Source organism: Chitinophaga sp., assembly GCF_039596455.1.
Lineage (GTDB): Bacteria > Bacteroidota > Bacteroidia > Chitinophagales > Chitinophagaceae > Chitinophaga.
Window position 1 is genome coordinate 1,752,565 of sequence record NZ_JBCNJR010000001.1, and the last position, 18,851, is coordinate 1,771,415.

Here is an 18,851-nt window from a genome sequence, read left to right on the forward strand (position 1 = left end):
GACATCATATTTGCATCGTACAAAAGAATTGTTGCCATTTGATGCAAATGGCAAGTGCGGCCTGATTCATCCCTTTGCCGGTAAACCAATGATCTTGTGCCCTATATGCCTGTAGGGCAGCCTTGCAAGATTGCTGGTACACAGACCGGGACTGTCAATATAAAACGATGCGGCGGCCACCGGGTCATACGCCTGCTTGTGAGACACCGCGGCTTTTACAATGATGTAGTGCGCCGCCTCCGGTACAATTCCCTGTGAACGTAACTGCCCCAGGTCCATTGGCGGTGTTTTATGCGTAGTGAGCAATATGGTGGCCTGTTTGTTCGATACCACGGCGCAGGGGCCCATGTTCACATGCGTACCGGTGATGGAAGCCAGGTGGGAGTTTTTATTCTCCAGTTCAAAGCGGCCGTCAGTCAGATTCTGTACTGTTCCTTCAAATTCCACCGGCTCTCCGTGAAAACTGTCTGTTTTTGCGCCTATCCGCAACAATACATTTCGGCCCGTACCTGCATTAAAACATTCCTGCACGGCCGCAGCATCATTCAATACGGCAACTACCCCTTTTTTACCAGCAGCCAGCAGCGGCAAAAGAATACCGGTGCCATCTCCAGGCGTACCACCGCCGATATTATCTGATGCTTCTATCAGCAATACGGGTGTTTGTTGCCCGGTAAGCGCCAGCACCTCGTCAAGTGTGTTCTCTTCGGGATATGCAGCATACAGGTATTTTGTTAATTCCAGTTCCAGCTCCGCGAGCCATGCCTCTGCCTGTTCCGCACTTCCACGGGTGCAGCAGGTAAAGCTGAAACCACAATCTTCGATGTCAGCGTAGGCGAACCCTCCCAATACGTTGATGCAAAGTATTTCCGGGTTAGCCGCCTCTATAGTGGCAGCTTTATGCAGCACCGCTTTCATTGGGTCTGCATCTGTCCCCAGGCCGGTGGGCGGAATAATGTAGGGAGTGGCATGGAACACCTGCTGTACACCCGGCTTCATCATGATCTTTTCCAGCAGCATGGCAGCCCTGATGGCTGCTTCCCTGGCATCCGTATGCGGATTTTTCCGGTACGCATACAGGCAGGTGCTGTTTTCAACCATTAGTGGTGATATATTGGCATGCAGGTCCAGCACAGCCACTACTGGTATATGTTTTCCCCGGCTGGAGAGAAATTGCTGCAGTTCCTGCAGTACCCGGCCTTCTACATCGTGCGTGTTTTCGCAGACCATTGCGCCGTGCAGTACCAGGTACACTGCGTTCAGCGAGGCCCAGCTTTTCTCCAGCGCAGCAAAAAAATGCTCCCTGAAATAGTTCAAAACTTCCTCTTCCACCATGCCGGAAGGCATGGCCGCCATCTGGATGCCTGGTATTACATGCCAGTGCCTTTCCCTGGCAAAGGAGAGAAAGCCGTCCATTGGAGAACCGGAGCCGTTGTTGTTCGCAATGATCTCCTGCCCATGGAACAGCGCCATTTTCCTGAAGCTGTCCAACCCGGTTCTTTCGTTAAGAAAGGTATGCGTTTCATGAAAGAGGCCGGCAACAAAAACAGTTGGTACCATATCTGATGTTTATGACTTGCGCATTGCCGCAAAAGTATGATCAATAGCCTGCCGGGTGGCAGCCAGTTCCACATCCGTATGCGTAATGCCAATATACCACCGTCCGTCTGGCAGCAGGTGAATGCCTTCTTCGAGCATCAGGCCCCTGAATTTTGCAAATAGCGTGGTATCGGCCGCCAGGGTATCTGCATAGTTACGTGGCGCCTCCGTTAAGCCGAAGTGCATGCTGAATACACTGCCCGCGCCGGTGGTCACCAGGTTGAGGCCTGCATTGGCAGCGGCCAGCTGCAGGTGCTCGCGCAGGGCATGGCCGTACGCATGCAGCTGTGCAAAACAATTTTCTCCGGATAGAATATTGAGCGTAGCCAGCGCCGCCGCAAGGTTCACAGAAGCGCCGTTGTAAGTGCCCGCGTGAATGGTTTTACCTTCGCGTATCACCTCAAAGATATCTTTCCGGCCGCCAAGCGCCGCCATGGTAAAACCGCCCGCTATCGCTTTTGCGTAGACTGACAGGTCTGGCCGGAGACCGAAATACTCGCGCGCGCCCCCAAGTGCCAGGCGGAAGCCGGTGATCACTTCATCGAATATAGATACCACACCGTGCTCCTGGCAGCAATCGATGATTCCCTGCAGATACCCGTCATTGGGCATGCAACAGCCTGAATTGGCTAGCACCGGTTCTGTGATCACACAGGCAATTTCGTGGCCGCGTGTGGCCAGCAGTTCTTTTACCGCCTCCAGATTATTCCAGGGCAATACCAGCGTATCCTCGAATTCAGGCGCAGGCTGACCGCCGCAGCTGGCCGAGGGACTGCCCAGCTGGGCGGGCTGCGGTTTATAGCTGACCAATATGTTGTTCAGCCACCCGTGATAGTGGCCCTCAAATTTCACGATCTTGCTGCGGCCCGTATAAGTGCGGGCAATCCGGATGGCGGACTGCACCGCTTCGCTGCCCGTGTTGCTGAAAGCTACCTGCTCCAAACCCGGCAGGATACTGGTGAGTTTTTGGGCCAGCGCTACCTCCAGCGGATGCTGCGCACCCAGCGTATAACTTTTCTGCAATTGCTCGGCCACCGCTTTGTTAATCAATGGATGATTGCTGCCTGCTATCAGCGGGCCCCATGCCAATGTGTAATCTATATACCGGTTGCCGTCCACATCAAAATAATACGGCCCGTCTGCCCGCTCAAAAAAAAGCAGGGGCTTCACATTTTTTCGCATTGAGCTGGATACGCCGCAGGGTATGATCTCACATGCTTCCGCGTACAATTGTTCCGAACGTATATGTTCCATGCTTTCAATTTTTATGGTTGCCACACAGTTGCCCTGTAGGCGGGATTTGTTTCACTGAATAATTCAGGCAGCCAGGCCGCGCCGATTCCCGGCCGCAGCGGGGCCGGTATGCCGCCCTTTTCCACCGTAATGTCTGTATCTATCAGTTTTTTATAGGCTACGCGCAGGTGGGCGCGAACGCTCTCCTGGTATACCACGTTATGATTACTGATGCCTACATGTACGCCGGCAAGCAGGGTAAGCGGGCCGGTACAATCGTGCATGGTAACGGGTATGTTATAGGGAATGGCCATTTCCGTGATGCGGCGTGTTTCGGAAATGCCGCCTACCCAGGTGGGGTCTATCATAATATAGTCTGCCCCTCCGTTTTCCAATACCTGGCGGTAATCATCGCGTACGGTGAGCATCTCGCTTACCGCAATGGGAACGCCGGCCGCGTCCCGGAAGCGTTTCAGTGCGTCCATATTGTCTGTGCGGAGTACGTCTTCCATCCAGAGCGGCTTGATGTCCCGCATTACTTCGGCTATGCGCATGGCGGCGGGCCATTGGAAGAAGCCGTGACCGTCCAGCATGATCTCGATATCGTACCCCACCTTTTCCCTTACCTTGAACAGTGGCGCCAATGCCGCCTTCAGCTCTTTCCAGCCCAGGTGCAGGGTTCCCCCGGCGCGGTGCGCGAGCGGATCAAGCGCCCACATTTTCATGGCGGTGTATCCTTCGCGTATCAGTTCTTCCGCATATTCTGCCGGCCGGTGAATGCTGGCCCAGTTGTCTTCCAGCGGGCCATCAAATCCCGCGCTGCCGTGGCCGGGCCAGAAAAGCGGCTGCCTGCGCTGGTCTGCGCCACCGGAAACGGGAACGCCATAGCTGGTACCGCCGGCGCTGTTGTAGGCAGGCAATATGGCTTGCGTGCAACCGCCAAGCAATTGCCACACGGGCAGGCCGCAGCTTTGCCCCAGAATGTCCCAGAGCGCGAGGTCAAGCGCTGAAATGGCGCGAATTTCCGCTCCCCGGCCGCCGAAGTTCATGAAGCGCTGATAAAAAAAACGCCAGTGTTTTTCTATGTCCAGCGCGTTGGCGCCAAGCAGTTTTTCAGACATCCAGTCGTGCAGCATGGCGGCTACTGCGCCTGGTGCGTAATATGTTTCGCCGCAGCCGGTAATGCCTGCGTCTGTATGCACGCGCAGCATCAGCAGGTGAGAGATGTGTACGGTTTCTATTTTTGTGATCCTGATCATTGACATCGTGCTTTTGTATGATTGACTTATCCCATGTACCATCCGCCGTTCACATGCAGTTCGTGGCCGGTGATGAAGCGGCTTTGTTCCGATATGAGGAAAAATACCGCATCTGCTACGTCTTGCGGTGTGGCGCGAAATTTCAGGGCCTGTTTGTCGAGAATGAATTTGTCCAGCTCCTCACGGCTGTCTGTCCAGAATTTACGTTCCATATTGGTGGGGATGGCGCCGGGGCTGACCGCGTTCACGCGAATGTTGAAAGGTCCCAGCTCCCGTGCCAGTGCACGGGTAAGGCCGAGCAGAGAGCCTTTAGACATGGCATATGGCACGCGCGCGTTCCAGCCGCCACTGAGTATAATGCTCATGATGTTCACGATCTGCCCGCCTCCCTGTTGTTTCATGCCCGGGCTCAGCGCCTGCGAGAGCACAAATGCTGCGCTGGAGTTGATAGTTTGCGTGTCCTGGAATTCATGAAGGGAGACGCCATCCAGTTCCCCAATGGTATCGATGCCGCCGTTGTTGACCAGCACATCAATGTTGCCTTCTTCCTGCAGCAGCAGGTCTGCCTGGCAGCGGAGGGCATCCAGGTCTGCAAGGTTGCCGGAGAGGAATGTAACGCGCGGGGCGCCTGCTGCAGCATTGATCTGCGCTGCCACTTCCGCTCCGGGTGATGTAGGGAGGTCATGCAGGAACACACGGTACCCCGCCATGCAAAGCGTAGTACAAATAGCTGTGCCCAGGCCTCCCGCTCCTCCTGTTACCAGGCACTTCTTTCCCGGCCCGCCATCGTTATTTTCTTTCATTGAATATTGAATTAGAAATGCTGATCGTATAACAACAAAAGTATCCAGGAGGCTGCATTTAATCAGCCACTATAGTTTCATATCGCGACACTATATTCGTATTAATGAGGGAAGGGGTGGTAATGTCTAGAACAACCCGTTGATCAGCCGCAGCGTTTCTTCCACCAGCACAGCCCCGCCGTCTGGCCCAACAGGCGTGGCTATGGCGCTGTAGCCACCACCTTCAATGGCCGTTTGTGTAGGCAGGTAGTCATAGTAATCGTCGCTGAGTTGTACAATGAAAGTTTGTGCCGCTTTGCTGCGGCCTTTGATGCGGGCGCCGTAGTCAACGAACAGTTCAAAAGGGTTGGTTGCCATCACCGCGTTGCCAATGCGGATAGCATGTATGAGCACGGGGTAGAAGGGCTGTTCTTTATGCCTGGCATATTGCGAGAGGATGATCTCTTTTTTACGGAGGATGCCGTAATCTGTATTTTTGTTATCCCAGGGGCCGTATTCACGTAGGGCCTCATTGGCCCTGATCTCTGCGAGGAAGCGGTTGAATGCTGTATGTGGAGAGGCAGGGTCTTCCGGTTCACGGGAACGGATATCTTCCACCATGATTTTTGCTTCTTCAAATTCCTGCTCTGTTACAGTCCTTGCCGGAATCTGCACTTCGGCCACAGCATGTCTGAAAACGGGCTGGTACTGAACGGCCTTTTCCGCTGGCGGATATGCGGCCATCAAGGCGCGGGCCAACCTGCGGCCGGCTTCTTCCATGCCGGGGAGGTCCCACATATTAGGTTCGTCTGGTGTATAGGGGCGCGTGAGGTTACGGGGAGAAATATCTCCCGCGGCGCCGCATTGCGGGAGCAGGTGCACTCCTTCACCAAATTGTTGCCGGAGATGTCTTCTTACTTCACTCCAGAAATCGGCAGATACAAAATACTTTGCTTCCGTTACCTGTGCTGGGCAGGGTACGTTCATCACAACGCCGGTGAGCCGGCCGGCGGCATCCCAGCAAAACAGCATATCCACCGCGCTGTCTGTGGGGCCTTCTATACCTGTGAAATCAGGCCGGTCGATTGCGCCGTACATTTCAGCAGACCCGTCTGCATACCGCACGCGGCGGTTATGGCCTACCACGGCATATTCCAGTGCGCGGCTGATGCCTGCGGGCTTCCTGTTCTGCCATGCCTTTACGGCCAATGCCCCTAGCTTATCCAGCAATTGCCGCCCGTAGTCCGTTTCAATGTCAGGCGCCGGTGCAGAATGGGTATGAGTGGCGTTAACCACCAGGTACCGGCTGTCAAAGCCGGGAAGTTGCGTTTGCAATACCGATTTGAGCGCCTGCAGCAGGGCGGCGGTACACCAGATAAGATCTACCGAGATCAGTATGGCCTGCTCTTTCCCGTTGCCAGACTCCATAGCGCATGCCGTAGCAGTGAGCGCACTTTGCACGTAACGGGAATGCCTGTCATAATACTGCCCGAAAAGCACCACAGGGCCGTGAGGAGTAATGTCCTCTACGGCCCAGCCAATTAACAGTTCATCACTTTTCATCATAAAAACACTGCCTGGTCATTTGATCTCTCAATTATATCCAAATCAAATGTAAAAAGCAATAGGCTTCAGTGGCTTCATGTATGCTCCAGCAAATTATTTTTCACATAGCTGCTTTCCGTGCCTTTCTTTCCCCAGAAACTACCTATTTCTTCAAGGCTGAGGCCTTTGGTTTCAGGCACTTTTTTCCAGGAGAACCATACGCAGGCAGAACATACAGCGGCAAACAGCAGGTATACACCGGCCGCGTTGCCAAAGTTGCGGGTGAAATAATCCGTTATTACGGGGAAGAACTGCGCAATGAGGAAAGATGACAGGTAGAGGAAGAAACAAACCACTGCCAGCGCCTTGCTGCGGATGCGCGTGGGGAATATTTCTGACACAATGATCCAGCTGAGCGGCGCAAAACCAAGCGTGAACGCGCCTGTACCGATCAGCATGGGTATAAGCGTATACATGGGCGGCCAGCCCAGTTGTAAGTTAACGGCCATTACCAGGTGCCCCAACGCCATCAGTGAAACGCTGGCAATCAGCAAGCCGCGGCGGCTGAACTTTTTGATGAGCGGAAAAGCCAGCAGGGTGCACAGGAAGATGACGAAATATACGGGAATGGAGCTGAGAATAGCGCTGGAGCCCATGCTCACGCCAGCCTCCGCCATAATGGTGGGCGCATATAACAGGATCATGTTCACACCGTTGATCTGTGAAAATATCATGAGGATAGTGCCAATGATCACCGCCGTTCTGATACCCGGCTGGAAGAGCTCACCGAACCCTCCTCCCGCTTCCTGCTGCAGGCCGGCTTGGATCTCGCCAAGCTCCTGCTCCGCACGTTTTCTTCCGTTGATCTTCTCCAGTATTTTCAGGGCCTCCCCGCCGCGTTGCCGGGTTACCAGCCAGCGGGGGCTTTCGGGTATCACCAGCAGACCCAGTATGAGAAACACCACAGGCACGCCTTCGGAAAACATCATCCACCGCCAGCCCCAGCCGTCAAAAGAAAAAAAGTAGCCCGCTATTACCGCCAGGTTGATGCCGATAACGTTGGAAAGCTGGTTAACATTCACCAGCACGCCGCGCATCTGCGGGGGCGCCAGTTCCGCAATGTAGATGGGGGATGACATCATGGCCAGCCCGATTCCCAGGCCGCCCACGAACCGCCATAGCCCAAAGTCCCAGATGCCTGCAGCAAGCCCGCTGCCAATGGCCGATATCATAAAGAAGAAAGAAGCAAGCATCATTGTTTTGCGGCGGCCCAGCCTGTCAGCAAACCACAGGCCCACCAGGGGGCCTGATATGGCGCCAAGGATAGCGCTGCTCACGGCAAAACCCTTCAGAGCGGGTGTAAGACCAAAATCCTGCTCCAGGAAGGGTAACGCGCCGGAGATGATCACAAGATCGTACCCGAACAGAAACCCGCCGATAGACGCTACCAGCGATATGATGTAGATGTAGAATTTTCCTGAGCCTTTGTCTGTCATAATCAACAAAACTATCCTTCAACCATGTTGAAAGCAACGCCTATATTTTCTGCTTACGACACTATATTTGCATGTATTTCCTTTATTTCTTATTTTCACAAGCAATATAAATGTGTAATTGATGCAACCGGCCCTTGAAAAGATCTTTTTGAGCGATTCTTCGTCCCTGGCTGTAAAGCGGGAAATTACGGATTACATGGATTATCCATGGCACTATCACCCGGAGTACGAGATCATTTTCGTAGAAAAAAGCTATGGCATCCGGTTCATGGGCAACCATATCGGCAACTTCACGGATGGGGACCTGATGTTCATCGGCTCCAATCTGCCGCATGTATGGCGTAATGACAAGGATTTCTACCAGCAAAATGAAGACCTGAAGGTGGACGTATACGTGATACACTTTAAAGAAGATTCACTGGGCAACGGTTTCTTTGACCTGGTGGAGTTCACGCATATTCAAAAGCTGTTCCAGCGCGGGCAGCAAGGTGTACTGATACAGGGCGGTGACCATGCGGAGATAGCAGAGCTGATCAAAAGCACCTACCGGGCTTCCGGTATTGAGCGGCTGAGCCTCTTTCTGAAAACGCTGGACAAGATTGCGCACACGAAAGATTACACGTTGCTGTCCAGTCCCGGTTACGCCAATTCCGTCAATACCAACGATACGGAGCGCATCAACACGGTGATGAATTTCCTGATGAAAAATTTTAACCGGGATGTAACCATTGAGGAAGTGGCGGCGCTGGTGAACCTGAGCAAGGCGTCTTTCTGCCGGTACTTCAAGTCACGTACCAACAAAACCTGCTTCCAGGTGCTGAACGAGATCAGGGTGCTCAATGCGTGCAAGCTGCTGATCAAAAATGACATGACCATTTCTGAGATATCATTCGAGTCTGGCTACAACAACCTTTCCCATTTCAACCGGCAGTTCAAGCTCATTACGGGGCTTACGGCCAAGGCCTATGCCAAGAAGTATCTGAAAGAGATATAGCAATATCTACCGGTTACGGCCTGTACGAAACACCACCCCGTTAATTTCAGTATCTTGTTATAGCATTCAACAAGATGGCCTTTATGCAAAGAAGGGATTTTCTAAAGAATACACTGGTCACAGCAACGGGCATGCTTATACTACCGGCATTGAGCCATGGTGCCAATGCCGAAGAAGCGCTGAATGAAACCGGTTTCTTGCGGCCGCCCGGCCGGTACCGCCCGCAGGTGCTCTGGATCTGGCTCAATGGCCATATATCTGAAGAAGGCATCCGCAAAGATCTTGAAGCAATGCGGCAAATGGGGCTTGGCGGCGCTTTGCTCTTTAATACGGAAGGCGCAGTGCCGCGCGGGCCTGTAGATATGGGAGGGCCGCAATGGCGCAGCCTGTTGTTATATGCCCTGCAGGAAGCCAGGCGGCTGCAGTTGCAGATCATGTTACACAATTCGGCGGGCTTTTCCGGCACCGGTGGTTCATTTGTAAAGCCGGAGCAAAGCATGCAGCAACTGGTGTGGCGTACCGTGCAGGCTACAGCCGGCGGCAATCAGCACCACATTCCTCAACCCTTCACCAAACTAGGCTACTATCGTGATATTGCCGTTCTGGCCTTTCCTGAACCACCTGCTCCACCGCTGCTGAAATTATGGTTGAACGGGAAAGAAGAAAATCCTGGCGCATGTACTGACCAGCACCCGGAAACAGCCCTGCGGCTGGAGAAAACCGGTGATATGGTATTTGAATTTGCAGAAGAAGGTACTTTTCAGTCCGTTACCATCTGGCGCAGGCCAGAAGTGCCGCCGGATGTGTATGACGGCCCGCCAGACAGCCCGCCCACTTTCCAGCTCGAAAGCTCCGGTGACGGGCAGCATTATTCCACGGTATGTACTATTGTAATGCCACAATTGCGAAAAATGAACGCACCCGGTGCAGCGGTTTTTCCTGCCGTACGGGCAAAATATTTCCGGCTGCGTACTAATATCAGCACCTGGTTGTCCGAGGTGCAGTGGCATGCACATGCTGGCGTGCGTAACTGGCCTGGCAAGGCCCATTTTTACCAGTATGTGGCGGAAGGCGCCACCACTGTTGCGGACGCAGAAGGAGGCATAGAGAAGAGCAAAGTGTTGGACCTTACCCGCCTGCTGCAGCCAGATGGGATGCTGCAATGGGAAGCGCCGGCTGGCCACTGGACAATATTGCGCATCGGGCATACCGCCACGGGCCAGCTTGGCGCATCACAACCGGATGCTGCGGTGGGGCTGGAACTGAACAAGTTCAGTAGTGAGGCGGTAGACGATTGGTTCCGGCATATGGATGAATACCTGTTCAACGCGGTGCAGCCCTATTCCTCTTTCCGCGGCCTCCTGATAGACAGTTGGGAGGTAGGTGTGCAGAACTGGACGCAGCGGATGCCGGAGGCTTTTCTTCAACAGAATAATTATAACATCGTCCAATGGCTGCCTGCGTTAACCGGCCGCATTGTAGAAAGTGCAGCGGCTACCAATGCTTTCCTGTTCGATTTCAGGCATACGCAGGCCACGCTGGTGGCAAAGGAATACTACGGCGGCTTCAGGGCCCATTGTGTTGCCAAAGGCTGGCAGTTGTGGGGAGAACCCTATGGCGACGGCATGTTTGACAGCCTGCAGATATCACAGGCGCTTGACCTGCCCATGGGTGAGTTCTGGACAAGATATGCGCCCGGCACTATGAACAGTATCAGTGTGGCGCTTTCTGCCGGCCACACCGCTGGTAAACGGGTAATTGGCGCAGAGGCATTCACCGGCCTGCCGGAAACATCACGGTGGACGGAGTACCCCTATGCGCTTAAAGTACAGGGAGATCATTTTTATTCCCTTGGCATCAACCAGCTGATGCTTTCTGTAATGGTGCACCAGCCATACCGGTATGGTATGCCCGGCTTCAGTATGGGGCCCTTCGGTTCCCACTTTGACCGTACCAGCACATGGGCGGCCTTTATGCATGGATGGACGGGCTACATGACCCGTGCGCAATACATGCTGCAGCAAGGTCATTATGCAGCAGACTTTGTGTTCTTTAAGGGAGAAGAACCGGCCGCTTCCATTCCGGATATTGACCATGTGATGCCAACCAACCCTACCGGATATGGCGCCGATGTAATAGGGCCGGACGCATTGATGCAGGACATCCAGATCCGTGACAACCAGATCTTTTTCCCGGACGGGATGCAGTATAAAGTGATGGTGATGATACAATTGCGCCAGGTATCGCTGCCTGTGCTGCAAAGACTGAAAACACTGGTCGAAGCCGGTATGTGGCTGGCGGTCAATGAACAGCCGGAAGCCGCGCCGGGCCTTGGCGGGGACGCAGAAGCTTTGCTTGCGCTTGTCAAAGAAATGTGGGGTGATCTGGATGGTGTAACGGTACAGGAGCGCAGGCTGGGAAAAGGAATGATGTTCAGGGGCAAGCTGTTGGCTGATATTGTACAACTGCCGCCTGACTTTACCTATACCGCTGCCCGCCGCGATGCGGCCATCCGTTTTACCCACCGCCGTATGGCGGGCGCGGATATTTATTTTGTGAGCAACCGGCTGCGCCGCCACGAGCGCATTACTGCTGAATTTCGTGTAAAGGGCATGTTGCCGGAACTATGGAATGCGGAAGACGGTAGTATAACAGAAGCAGTCATGTACCAGTCTACTACAAACGGCATCCGCTTGCCGCTGGAGTTTACGCCTGCAGGCTCGTGGTTTGTAGTGTTCCGGAAACCCTTGCCCGGCAAGGGAATTGAAGCGCTTGCAAAGAACGGAGAACTATTGTGTTCTGTGCTGCCTGCTGCCGTGCCGGATGCGGCTTACTGGGGGCAGGTGCAGCAGACGTTTTCAATAGAAGTATGGATCAAGCCGGATACTTATGCTATGCCGGGAAAAGGTTTTGTAGTGTTTCCGGCAGAAGGAGAATCGGTTTATGGCAAGGGGTATGTTTCCGCAGGAATTGCGGCGGGGCAGAATGTGATCCGCATTTGTGAACGTACAAAAGGCCCTGCCTATTTCTCAAAAAATGTAGTAGCCGTAAATCAGCCCGTTTCCGGCTGGACGCACGTGGTGGCAGTATATGACCAGGGAGCGCCTGCATTGTATGTCAACGGACAACTGGCTGGCCATGCCGCTGCGGGTGAAAATAAAGTAGTGCCGGGCCTTGATACCAAGCCTACCGGTGAACTGCATTCCAGCGTTTTTGAAGGTAATGCCACTACGCCAAAGTTGTACCGCGAGGCGCTCAGCCAGCAGAAAATAGCGGCGTTGTATGCCGAAAAACTTCCCCCGCCTGAATTGCCGGATGGTCTTATGCTCCGGCGGCAGGGAAACAATATCAAAGCGCTGGTATGGCAGAACGGCAGTTATCATTTAGGCACACACGAAATCAATGTGGTGGATAAATGTACCATGCAAACTGTAGAGGGCCCCTGGCAACTGTATTTTGAGCCGGGCCGCGGCGCACCGCAGCACATAAGCCTGCCTCAACTGGCGTCCCTGCACCGGCATCCAGACTTTGGCGTGCGTCATTTTGCCGGCGTGGTAACGTATAAAAGGCAAATCACTATTCCGCCGGCAGCACTGCAGAAAGGCAAACGGGTATTTCTTGACCTGGGCAGGGTAGAGGTTATTGCCAGCATAAGCATCAATGGAAAAGAAGCGGGTTTGTGCTGGAAAGAGCCTTACCGCCTTGATATCACCCGTTCCATCAAACCGGGAGTGAACCACCTGAGCATACAAGTAGCCACGCTTTGGCCCAACCGCCAGATCGGGGATGAACATCTGCCTGCCGAGCATTCTTTCACGCCTTCCCACTATATATCTGCCATGCCAGAATGGTTCGTGCAAAACAAACCAAATCCCGGCAGGCGCATCACGCTTGCTACCTGGAACAATTACAAAGCGGGCGACCCCTTGCTGGAAGCAGGTTTGTTGGGACCGGTACGTTTGGTTACGGCCTGGGAGTGGGAGTGCCAATGCCCGCCAACAGCAGAACAGTAGTCAGCAATAAGTGATGTGTCCATGCTGCGCACCAATTCGCCGAGCGCTTTCATTCAGGCATTCCGGGTCATTCTCTCACTTCAAAAGCACCAATAGCCCGTTGCCGCCGGAACTGCCGGCCGGCATGATCTTTCTCCGGTTGCGACAACGGGAGCCCGGCCAGTGCGGCAGGACTGTTGGGTGCAATCGAAAAATCTTCCTTGTTTATATTGTTGAACAGCGGATCTTTGCCGGTCAATGCGTCTTTATCAGGCGCGGGCAATTGCGGGCCGGCCCAGCGGTCGTTACCGGCATGGTACCACAGGTTGTTGGAGAAGGTAAAACTTTCCGGCGCCGTGCCGGGCCCAATGCTGCAGGCGGTGCGCAGCTGGTTGTCTACTGCAACCATATTATTGCGGAAAGTATTGTTGCCGCATTTTCCAAAGCGGGCCGTATCCTTATTTTCCTGCAGGATGCGGATGACCCACCTGCCAGGGTTGCAGATGGTGTTGTTCACCACTTCAGACCTCGTACAGCCTACAAAAGCTACCGATACTTCCGACCCGATAAATACATTGCTGTAAACCTGCAGATCAGCCGCCTCCCAGGCGGCATTGGCTGGCCTGAAGAAAGCCAGGCCCGTGCTGCCGCCAAGATTGATGGCCCTGCTGCCTGCGTTTTTAAATAAACAGGCTTCTACACGGATGTGACTGCTGCCGCCTTTCATTTGCACCGCATTAGCGCCCATGTTTTCAAACCGGCATTGAAGGATGAGGCTGTTGTGACAACCCACCATGTCAATGCCGCTGCCGCCGGGAGAGCCGTTCAGGAAGGTGCATTGCTGAATGGTGACATCATCCGCGCCTGACAGTTTAAGCAGGTCATTGTTGCCGGTGGCGGCCATATCGCGGAAAGTGCATTGCTGAAATATAATATGATGTGCGGGAGAGGCGTAGGTGCCGCCATCATCCATATTGACACCATTGCCTGTTTGCCCGGTAAATACGATCCCCTCAATTTGGATGTATGCCAGATCACTGCCCCGCCAGGCCGCCGCTCCTCCTTTGAACAATACGCTCCCTTTTTTTTCTGCAATGATGTATATCCATTTACCGGGGGCTCCGCGCAGGCCGTCCAGTAACTGATCTCCGGGGTAAGTGCCATTATGCAGCAGGATGGTGTCTCCGGGAATAGCTGCTTTTGCGGCCGTGGCAACAGTGGTGTACCGTTGCCCGTGGCCTGTATGCAGCACTGCAGCATATAGAGGGCATTGGCATGCAATGAGCAGGAGTGTAATGAGAAGGCGCATAGCGGCAGCATTTGCCTAAAAGTAGTAAAAAACTGTTCGTTAAATAGTGGCGCGGCTCCTGATCCTGCTATGCACCGCGCCGCCATAGAGGAGCTTGCATCAGTCAGTCTTCCAGTTGAATATGGGCAATTCCGCCGGTGTTTTTGACTGCCGGGCGAGTGTATAGAGCTCCTTCACCTTTGCCGGGTGCTGCCGGGCGATGTTGTTTGTTTCGCCAATGTCTTTCCCGAGATCATACAGCTCCATTATTTCCGGCTGTCCTTTCGGTTTCAGCCGCACCAGTTTCCAGTTGCCTTGCACCACCGCCTCCTTGTACTGTTTTTCATTGAATTGCCAGTAGAGATGGGAGTGCTGCTGCGGCTGCTTTTTGCCATGCAGCACGCTGCTGAAGCTGATGCCGTCAATGCCTGCGGGAACAGGTGTATTGGAGATGCCGCAAAGGGTAGGCAGCATGTCCCAAAAAGCCCAAACGTCGTCACGGACAATGCCGGCGGGCACTTTCCCCGGCGCTCTCACGAGCAGGGGCACGCGGATGCCACCTTCGTAGAGATCCCGCTTAATGCCCCGCAGCGGGCCATTGCTGTCAAAATATTCGGGGTCTGCGCCGCCTTCCTTATGCGGCCCGTTGTCACTGGTAAAAAAGATGTAGGTATTGTTGTCCAGTCCCAGCTCTTTTACAAGCGCAAGCACGCGGGCCACGTTTTCATCCAGCTTGGTGATCATGCCTGCAAAAGCGGCGTGAGGCTGCTTTTGCGGATGGTACGATTTTACTTCGCTTGTCCCGAAAGGCGTTTCCGGCTGCAGTTTGCTGCTGCCGTCCGCATTCAGCCAGGGTTGCATGTATTGTTGCGGCACATGCAGCTCCGCGTGAGGAATGGTGAGCGGCAGGTAGAGGAAGAAAGGCTTTTCCCTGTTTTGTTTTATGAAGGCCAGGGCTTTCTGCATAATCAGTTCATCTGTGTACTCCGTGGAGTCCAGCGCCACGCGTACCGTTTTGCCGTTCTGTATCTCAAACAGGCGGTTGGTGTAATAATGATGTGCGTGAGTCTGGTTGAGATAGCCGTAGAAAGCGTCAAAACCATGGTTTTCAGGCGCGCCTGTGGTATTCTCTTCTCCCAGCCCCCATTTGCCGAACATGCCGGTCGCATACCCGTTGTTATGCAGGCGGGAGGCCATGGTAGTGTCTTGCAGGCGTAGCGGAGCCCGGCTGTTGCCCCTGATGTAGGCGTGCCCCATGTGTTTGCCGGTCATCAATGCGCAGCGGCTGGGAGCGCAAACAGTGCTTCCGGAGTAGAAACGCGTGAACTTTATGCCTTCTTTTGCCAGCCGGTCTATGTTAGGGGTTGGTACCTTGTGCTGCGGGTTGTAGGCTGTGAGGTTGCCATAGCCCAGGTCATCTGCTATGATGAAAATGATGTTGGGCCGTGCCTGCTTTTGCTGGGCTTGCGCAGCCTGCGCGAACAGGAACAGGCAAAGGCCGGTAACGAGCATTCTGGTGGTCATATAAAAGTGTTGATAGTTATGTGGTTTTACTCCGGATACATTCCGGAAACAATAAACAAAATAGAAAAGTCCTCCGGATTATTTATGCCATGCCGCCGCAGCGAGCTTGTTTCGATCATGAAGCTTTCTATATTTATAGTACATAATAGCAAAATAATCGGAAAGATGAAAGAAGCATCCAATGAAATTTCCGGCCACGCAGGACATTGCTGGGCCAATTGCACGCTGCACGGGCCCAGAATAACAAAATCGCACACTCTCCCCATTCTCAAACCGAATCCCGAATGCCAGGAATGAAAAATGCCGTAATGCTTGTGTTGCTATGCTGTACGCTGCTGGCAAAGGGCCAGGACCCGCCCGGGAAAACAGAATTGTGGAGGGCCAATGAAGAGGGGATTTTTGCTCATTTTGTTTATGGGCTGGTGGTTACCACACAAGGTACTATACTGGCCTTTGCTGAAGCGCGAATCAAAGATGGCAAGGATGACGGAGCGCACCATATTGTAATGAAACGTAGTACGGACGGGGGCAATACTTTTTCCGCATCCCGGGTACTGGTAAACAGCATGCATGGCCAGTCCTGGGCCAACCCCACCATTGTGCAGGATAAAAAGACGGGGGAGCTGTTCCTCTTCTATGCCCTGAATCAAAAAAACGACAGCAGCCAGGTGTTCTATATGACCAGTACAGACGATGGGCTCACCTGGCAAGATGCCAAAGAGGTTACGCACCTTTTTGCCGGGAGCCAGCAGGGATGGACGTTTCATTTGCCCGGCCCGGGACACGGCATTCAGTTAAAGAACAAGCGGCTGATCGTTCCGGTGTGGCACCGGAAATCTGTTTCTTTTGCAGCGGCCGACCGCAAATACGGGGTGAATTGCATCTACAGTGATGATCATGGTAAAACCTGGAAGAGCGGCGGAGATGCTCCGGTAGGAGAATTTAACGAGTCACAGATAGTGGAAAAAGCTAATGGAGACATTTTGCTGCTGGGGCGTACACATTCCCCGGAAAACGGTTCATTCCAGGCAAAGGTGATCAGCAGAAACAGGGGCGCCAGTTGGTCTGCCCCCATCGAGTATGACGAAGGCCTTGCCGGAGCCGTTTGTGACATCGGGCTGACCCGTTATTCACTTAAGCCTAACATTATTCTTGTTTCGCAGCCCGCAGACCCTAAAAAGAGGCGGGACCTTACTATCAGGCTTAGCAGGAACGAAGGCGCCACATGGCCCGTGAGCAAACTGCTCCAGCAAGGTAGCGCCACGTATTCAGACCTGGCGGTGCTTCCTGACGGTACCATTGTATGTTTATACGGCCACGGTGGAAGCAGGCATATGCCGGACGTTGTCAGCCTCGCACGCTTCAGTTTAAAATGGATACTGCGAAACGGGGAATAATCAGACAGCCATATTTAACCCAAACTTTAAAAAAATAGTTTGTAGTTTGGTTGCTTTGCTATTAATTTTACAGCCTGTCTAATAATATCGAAGCCAGATGATACGGCTGCTAATTGGATTTATTTTATCGTTATATGTGTTCTCGCCAGGGGGCCATGCTCATGCTTTTCAGCACTCCATAGATCATGCGCCCAAACGGACGCATGTAGTATATGCTTTTTTTGACGACTTTCAACTTTGCCCGGATGGTTTGCCGGGCGCAAGAAGAGCAAGCGAGAAAATAAAAGCAGTGGAAATACAGGAAGACGATGAGCCTGGCTCTTCCCGGAAACACCCCGAAGTCCACAACCCCTATATTACTTTACGTAGCATGCTGGCCCATCAATGCGCCCCCCGCGACCTGAACCGCCAGTTACCGCTCTTCGCACATTCTTTTTCCTCTTCTTCTCACAAATTTATTGTTCACCGCGTCATCAGGATCTGATCTGACGGTTTACGTCAGGAACAGGCTTCATCTGGTCTTCCTGGCCGTTATCTTATACGCTTCCCGCATGGCACCGGCTATGATGGGTGGCTGTGTTATACCCCGTCTCAAATAAATAACCGAAAAAAGCATTAAGAACATATATTATTTATGAAGCAAATTCTCGTGCTAATGGGCTTGTGCGCCTTGTTGTGTCATACAGGCTGCAAATCCAAAGAAGAAACCAGGGAAGAGTCAGCAAAACTGCTTGTGACCAGTGCCTTGAAAATGGATACCACCATCACCAAAGAATATGTGTGCCAGATACGTTCCATCCGCAATATCGAAATAAGGGCACAGGAGAAAGGGTACCTGCAGAACGTTTTTGTAGATGAAGGGCAGTTTGTAAAAGCAGGGCAGCTGCTGTTCAAGATCATGCCCAAACTGTATGAGGCTGAATTACTGAAGGCGGAAGCAGAAGCGCAGGCCGCTGAAATAGAAGTACAGAACACACGGTCACTGGCAGAAAGGAACGTTGTGTCCAAAAACGAACTGGCACTGGCCAATGCCAAACTTAAAAAAGCCCAGGCGGAACTGGCGCTGGCGCAGGTACACCTGGCCTTCACCGAAATCAGGGCGCCCTTTGACGGTATTATTGACCATCTTCACCTGAAGCTGGGCAGCCTGGTGGAAGAGGGTGACCTGCTTACCAGCCTGTCAGACAACAGCCGCATGTGGGTGTATTTCAACGTATCGGAACCGGAATACCTGGATTATGCCGGGAATATTAAACCTAAAGAAAAACTGAAAGTAAACCTGCTAATGGCCAACAAACAGGAATTCAGTCACCCCGGCGTGGTAGAAACTATTGAAGGCGAGTTTAACCACGAAACAGGCAACATTGCTTTCAGGGCCACTTTCCCTAATCAGGAAGGATTGTTGCGGCATGGGGAAACAGGTTCCATCCTGATCCGCGAGCCGCTCAAAGACGCCATCATCATACCGCAAAAAGCCACCCTGGAGATCCTAGACAAAAAATACGTGTATGTAGTAGGTAAAGACAACGTAGTGCAGCTGCGGCCCATCACCATTGGCGCGGAAGTGCCAGACCTGTATGTGGTGAAGGAAGGGCTGGCTGAAAACGAGAAGATATTGCTGGAGGGGCTGCGAAAAGTGAAGAATAACGACAAGATATCTTTTGACTACGAAGCGCCCAGGCAGATCATTTCCCAGCTGATGCTGCCGTCGGAATAATGTAAGGACTCAAAAAAAAGACAAC

General features: G+C 53.1%; 13 protein-coding genes. 5 read left to right on the forward strand and 8 right to left on the reverse strand.

Annotated elements, in window-relative coordinates:
* Positions 1-66 precede the first annotated feature (66 nt).
* The 6 genes from ABDW36_RS07300 to ABDW36_RS07325 all read right to left on the reverse strand — a co-directional run bounded on the left by ABDW36_RS07300 (position 67) and on the right by ABDW36_RS07325 (position 7,914).
* A complete protein-coding gene (locus ABDW36_RS07300; RefSeq protein WP_343701222.1) occupies positions 67-1,560 on the reverse strand; it encodes a M81 family metallopeptidase in 1,494 nt (497 codons plus the stop codon).
* A gap of 9 nt (positions 1,561-1,569) precedes the next feature.
* Positions 1,570-2,853: an aspartate aminotransferase family protein gene (locus tag ABDW36_RS07305; RefSeq protein ID WP_343701223.1), complete on the reverse strand. Its 1,284-nt coding sequence runs from the start codon at positions 2,851-2,853 to the stop codon at positions 1,570-1,572.
* A gap of 11 nt (positions 2,854-2,864) precedes the next feature.
* Positions 2,865-4,091, reverse strand: coding sequence for a mandelate racemase/muconate lactonizing enzyme family protein (locus ABDW36_RS07310; protein WP_343701224.1), 1,227 nt, complete (start codon positions 4,089-4,091; stop codon positions 2,865-2,867).
* 26 nt (positions 4,092-4,117) lie between these two features.
* Positions 4,118-4,894 carry an SDR family oxidoreductase gene (locus ABDW36_RS07315; protein WP_343701225.1) on the reverse strand — a complete coding sequence of 259 codons (777 nt, stop codon included), beginning with the start codon at positions 4,892-4,894 and terminating at the stop codon, positions 4,118-4,120.
* A gap of 126 nt (positions 4,895-5,020) precedes the next feature.
* The gene (locus ABDW36_RS07320; RefSeq protein ID WP_343701226.1) at positions 5,021-6,439 is read right to left on the reverse strand and encodes a hypothetical protein; all 1,419 of its coding nucleotides are present in this window, start codon (positions 6,437-6,439) and stop codon (positions 5,021-5,023) included.
* A 74-nt stretch (positions 6,440-6,513) separates the two neighbouring features.
* On the reverse strand, positions 6,514-7,914 hold the full coding sequence (locus ABDW36_RS07325; protein ID WP_343701227.1) for a sugar porter family MFS transporter: 1,401 nt from the start codon (positions 7,912-7,914) through the stop codon (positions 6,514-6,516).
* Between the two features lie 121 nt (positions 7,915-8,035).
* Between ABDW36_RS07325 and ABDW36_RS07330 the strand changes: the two genes are divergently transcribed.
* A complete protein-coding gene (locus ABDW36_RS07330; protein ID WP_343701228.1) occupies positions 8,036-8,908 on the forward strand; it encodes an AraC family transcriptional regulator in 873 nt (290 codons plus the stop codon).
* Positions 8,909-9,039: 131 nt separating this feature from the next.
* A complete protein-coding gene (locus tag ABDW36_RS07335) occupies positions 9,040-12,921 on the forward strand; it encodes a glycosyl hydrolase (protein ID WP_343701229.1) in 3,882 nt (1,293 codons plus the stop codon).
* Positions 12,922-12,988: 67 nt separating this feature from the next.
* Here ABDW36_RS07335 and ABDW36_RS07340 read toward each other — a convergent pair whose 3' ends face one another.
* Positions 12,989-14,209: a right-handed parallel beta-helix repeat-containing protein gene (locus tag ABDW36_RS07340; protein ID WP_343701230.1), complete on the reverse strand. Its 1,221-nt coding sequence runs from the start codon at positions 14,207-14,209 to the stop codon at positions 12,989-12,991.
* 99 nt (positions 14,210-14,308) lie between these two features.
* Positions 14,309-15,712 carry an arylsulfatase gene (locus ABDW36_RS07345; RefSeq protein ID WP_343701231.1) on the reverse strand — a complete coding sequence of 468 codons (1,404 nt, stop codon included), beginning with the start codon at positions 15,710-15,712 and terminating at the stop codon, positions 14,309-14,311.
* Positions 15,713-15,996: 284 nt separating this feature from the next.
* Here ABDW36_RS07345 and ABDW36_RS07350 point away from each other — a divergent pair, with 284 nt between their 5' ends.
* The 3 genes from ABDW36_RS07350 (at position 15,997) to ABDW36_RS07360 (ending at position 18,826) form a co-directional block, all read left to right on the forward strand.
* On the forward strand, positions 15,997-17,109 hold the full coding sequence (locus tag ABDW36_RS07350) for a sialidase family protein (RefSeq protein WP_343701232.1): 1,113 nt from the start codon (positions 15,997-15,999) through the stop codon (positions 17,107-17,109).
* A 97-nt stretch (positions 17,110-17,206) separates the two neighbouring features.
* Positions 17,207-17,593 carry a hypothetical protein gene (locus ABDW36_RS07355; RefSeq protein WP_343701233.1) on the forward strand — a complete coding sequence of 129 codons (387 nt, stop codon included), beginning with the start codon at positions 17,207-17,209 and terminating at the stop codon, positions 17,591-17,593.
* Between the two features lie 150 nt (positions 17,594-17,743).
* Complete coding sequence (locus tag ABDW36_RS07360; protein ID WP_343701234.1) at positions 17,744-18,826, forward strand: efflux RND transporter periplasmic adaptor subunit; 1,083 nt, start codon at positions 17,744-17,746, stop codon at positions 18,824-18,826.
* Positions 18,827-18,851 lie beyond the last annotated feature (25 nt).

Coding starts and splice junctions, on each gene's coding strand:
- ABDW36_RS07300 (WP_343701222.1), bottom strand. CDS start 1,560: ATGGTACCAACTGTTTTTGTTGCCGGCCTCTTTCATGAAACGCATACC.
- ABDW36_RS07305 (WP_343701223.1), bottom strand. CDS start 2,853: ATGGAACATATACGTTCGGAACAATTGTACGCGGAAGCATGTGAGATC.
- ABDW36_RS07310 (WP_343701224.1), bottom strand. CDS start 4,091: ATGATCAGGATCACAAAAATAGAAACCGTACACATCTCTCACCTGCTG.
- ABDW36_RS07315 (WP_343701225.1), bottom strand. CDS start 4,894: ATGAAAGAAAATAACGATGGCGGGCCGGGAAAGAAGTGCCTGGTAACA.
- ABDW36_RS07320 (WP_343701226.1), bottom strand. CDS start 6,439: ATGATGAAAAGTGATGAACTGTTAATTGGCTGGGCCGTAGAGGACATT.
- ABDW36_RS07325 (WP_343701227.1), bottom strand. CDS start 7,914: ATGACAGACAAAGGCTCAGGAAAATTCTACATCTACATCATATCGCTG.
- ABDW36_RS07330 (WP_343701228.1), top strand. CDS start 8,036: ATGCAACCGGCCCTTGAAAAGATCTTTTTGAGCGATTCTTCGTCCCTG.
- ABDW36_RS07335 (WP_343701229.1), top strand. CDS start 9,040: ATGCTTATACTACCGGCATTGAGCCATGGTGCCAATGCCGAAGAAGCG.
- ABDW36_RS07340 (WP_343701230.1), bottom strand. CDS start 14,209: ATGCGCCTTCTCATTACACTCCTGCTCATTGCATGCCAATGCCCTCTA.
- ABDW36_RS07345 (WP_343701231.1), bottom strand. CDS start 15,712: ATGACCACCAGAATGCTCGTTACCGGCCTTTGCCTGTTCCTGTTCGCG.
- ABDW36_RS07350 (WP_343701232.1), top strand. CDS start 15,997: ATGCCAGGAATGAAAAATGCCGTAATGCTTGTGTTGCTATGCTGTACG.
- ABDW36_RS07355 (WP_343701233.1), top strand. CDS start 17,207: ATGATACGGCTGCTAATTGGATTTATTTTATCGTTATATGTGTTCTCG.
- ABDW36_RS07360 (WP_343701234.1), top strand. CDS start 17,744: ATGAAGCAAATTCTCGTGCTAATGGGCTTGTGCGCCTTGTTGTGTCAT.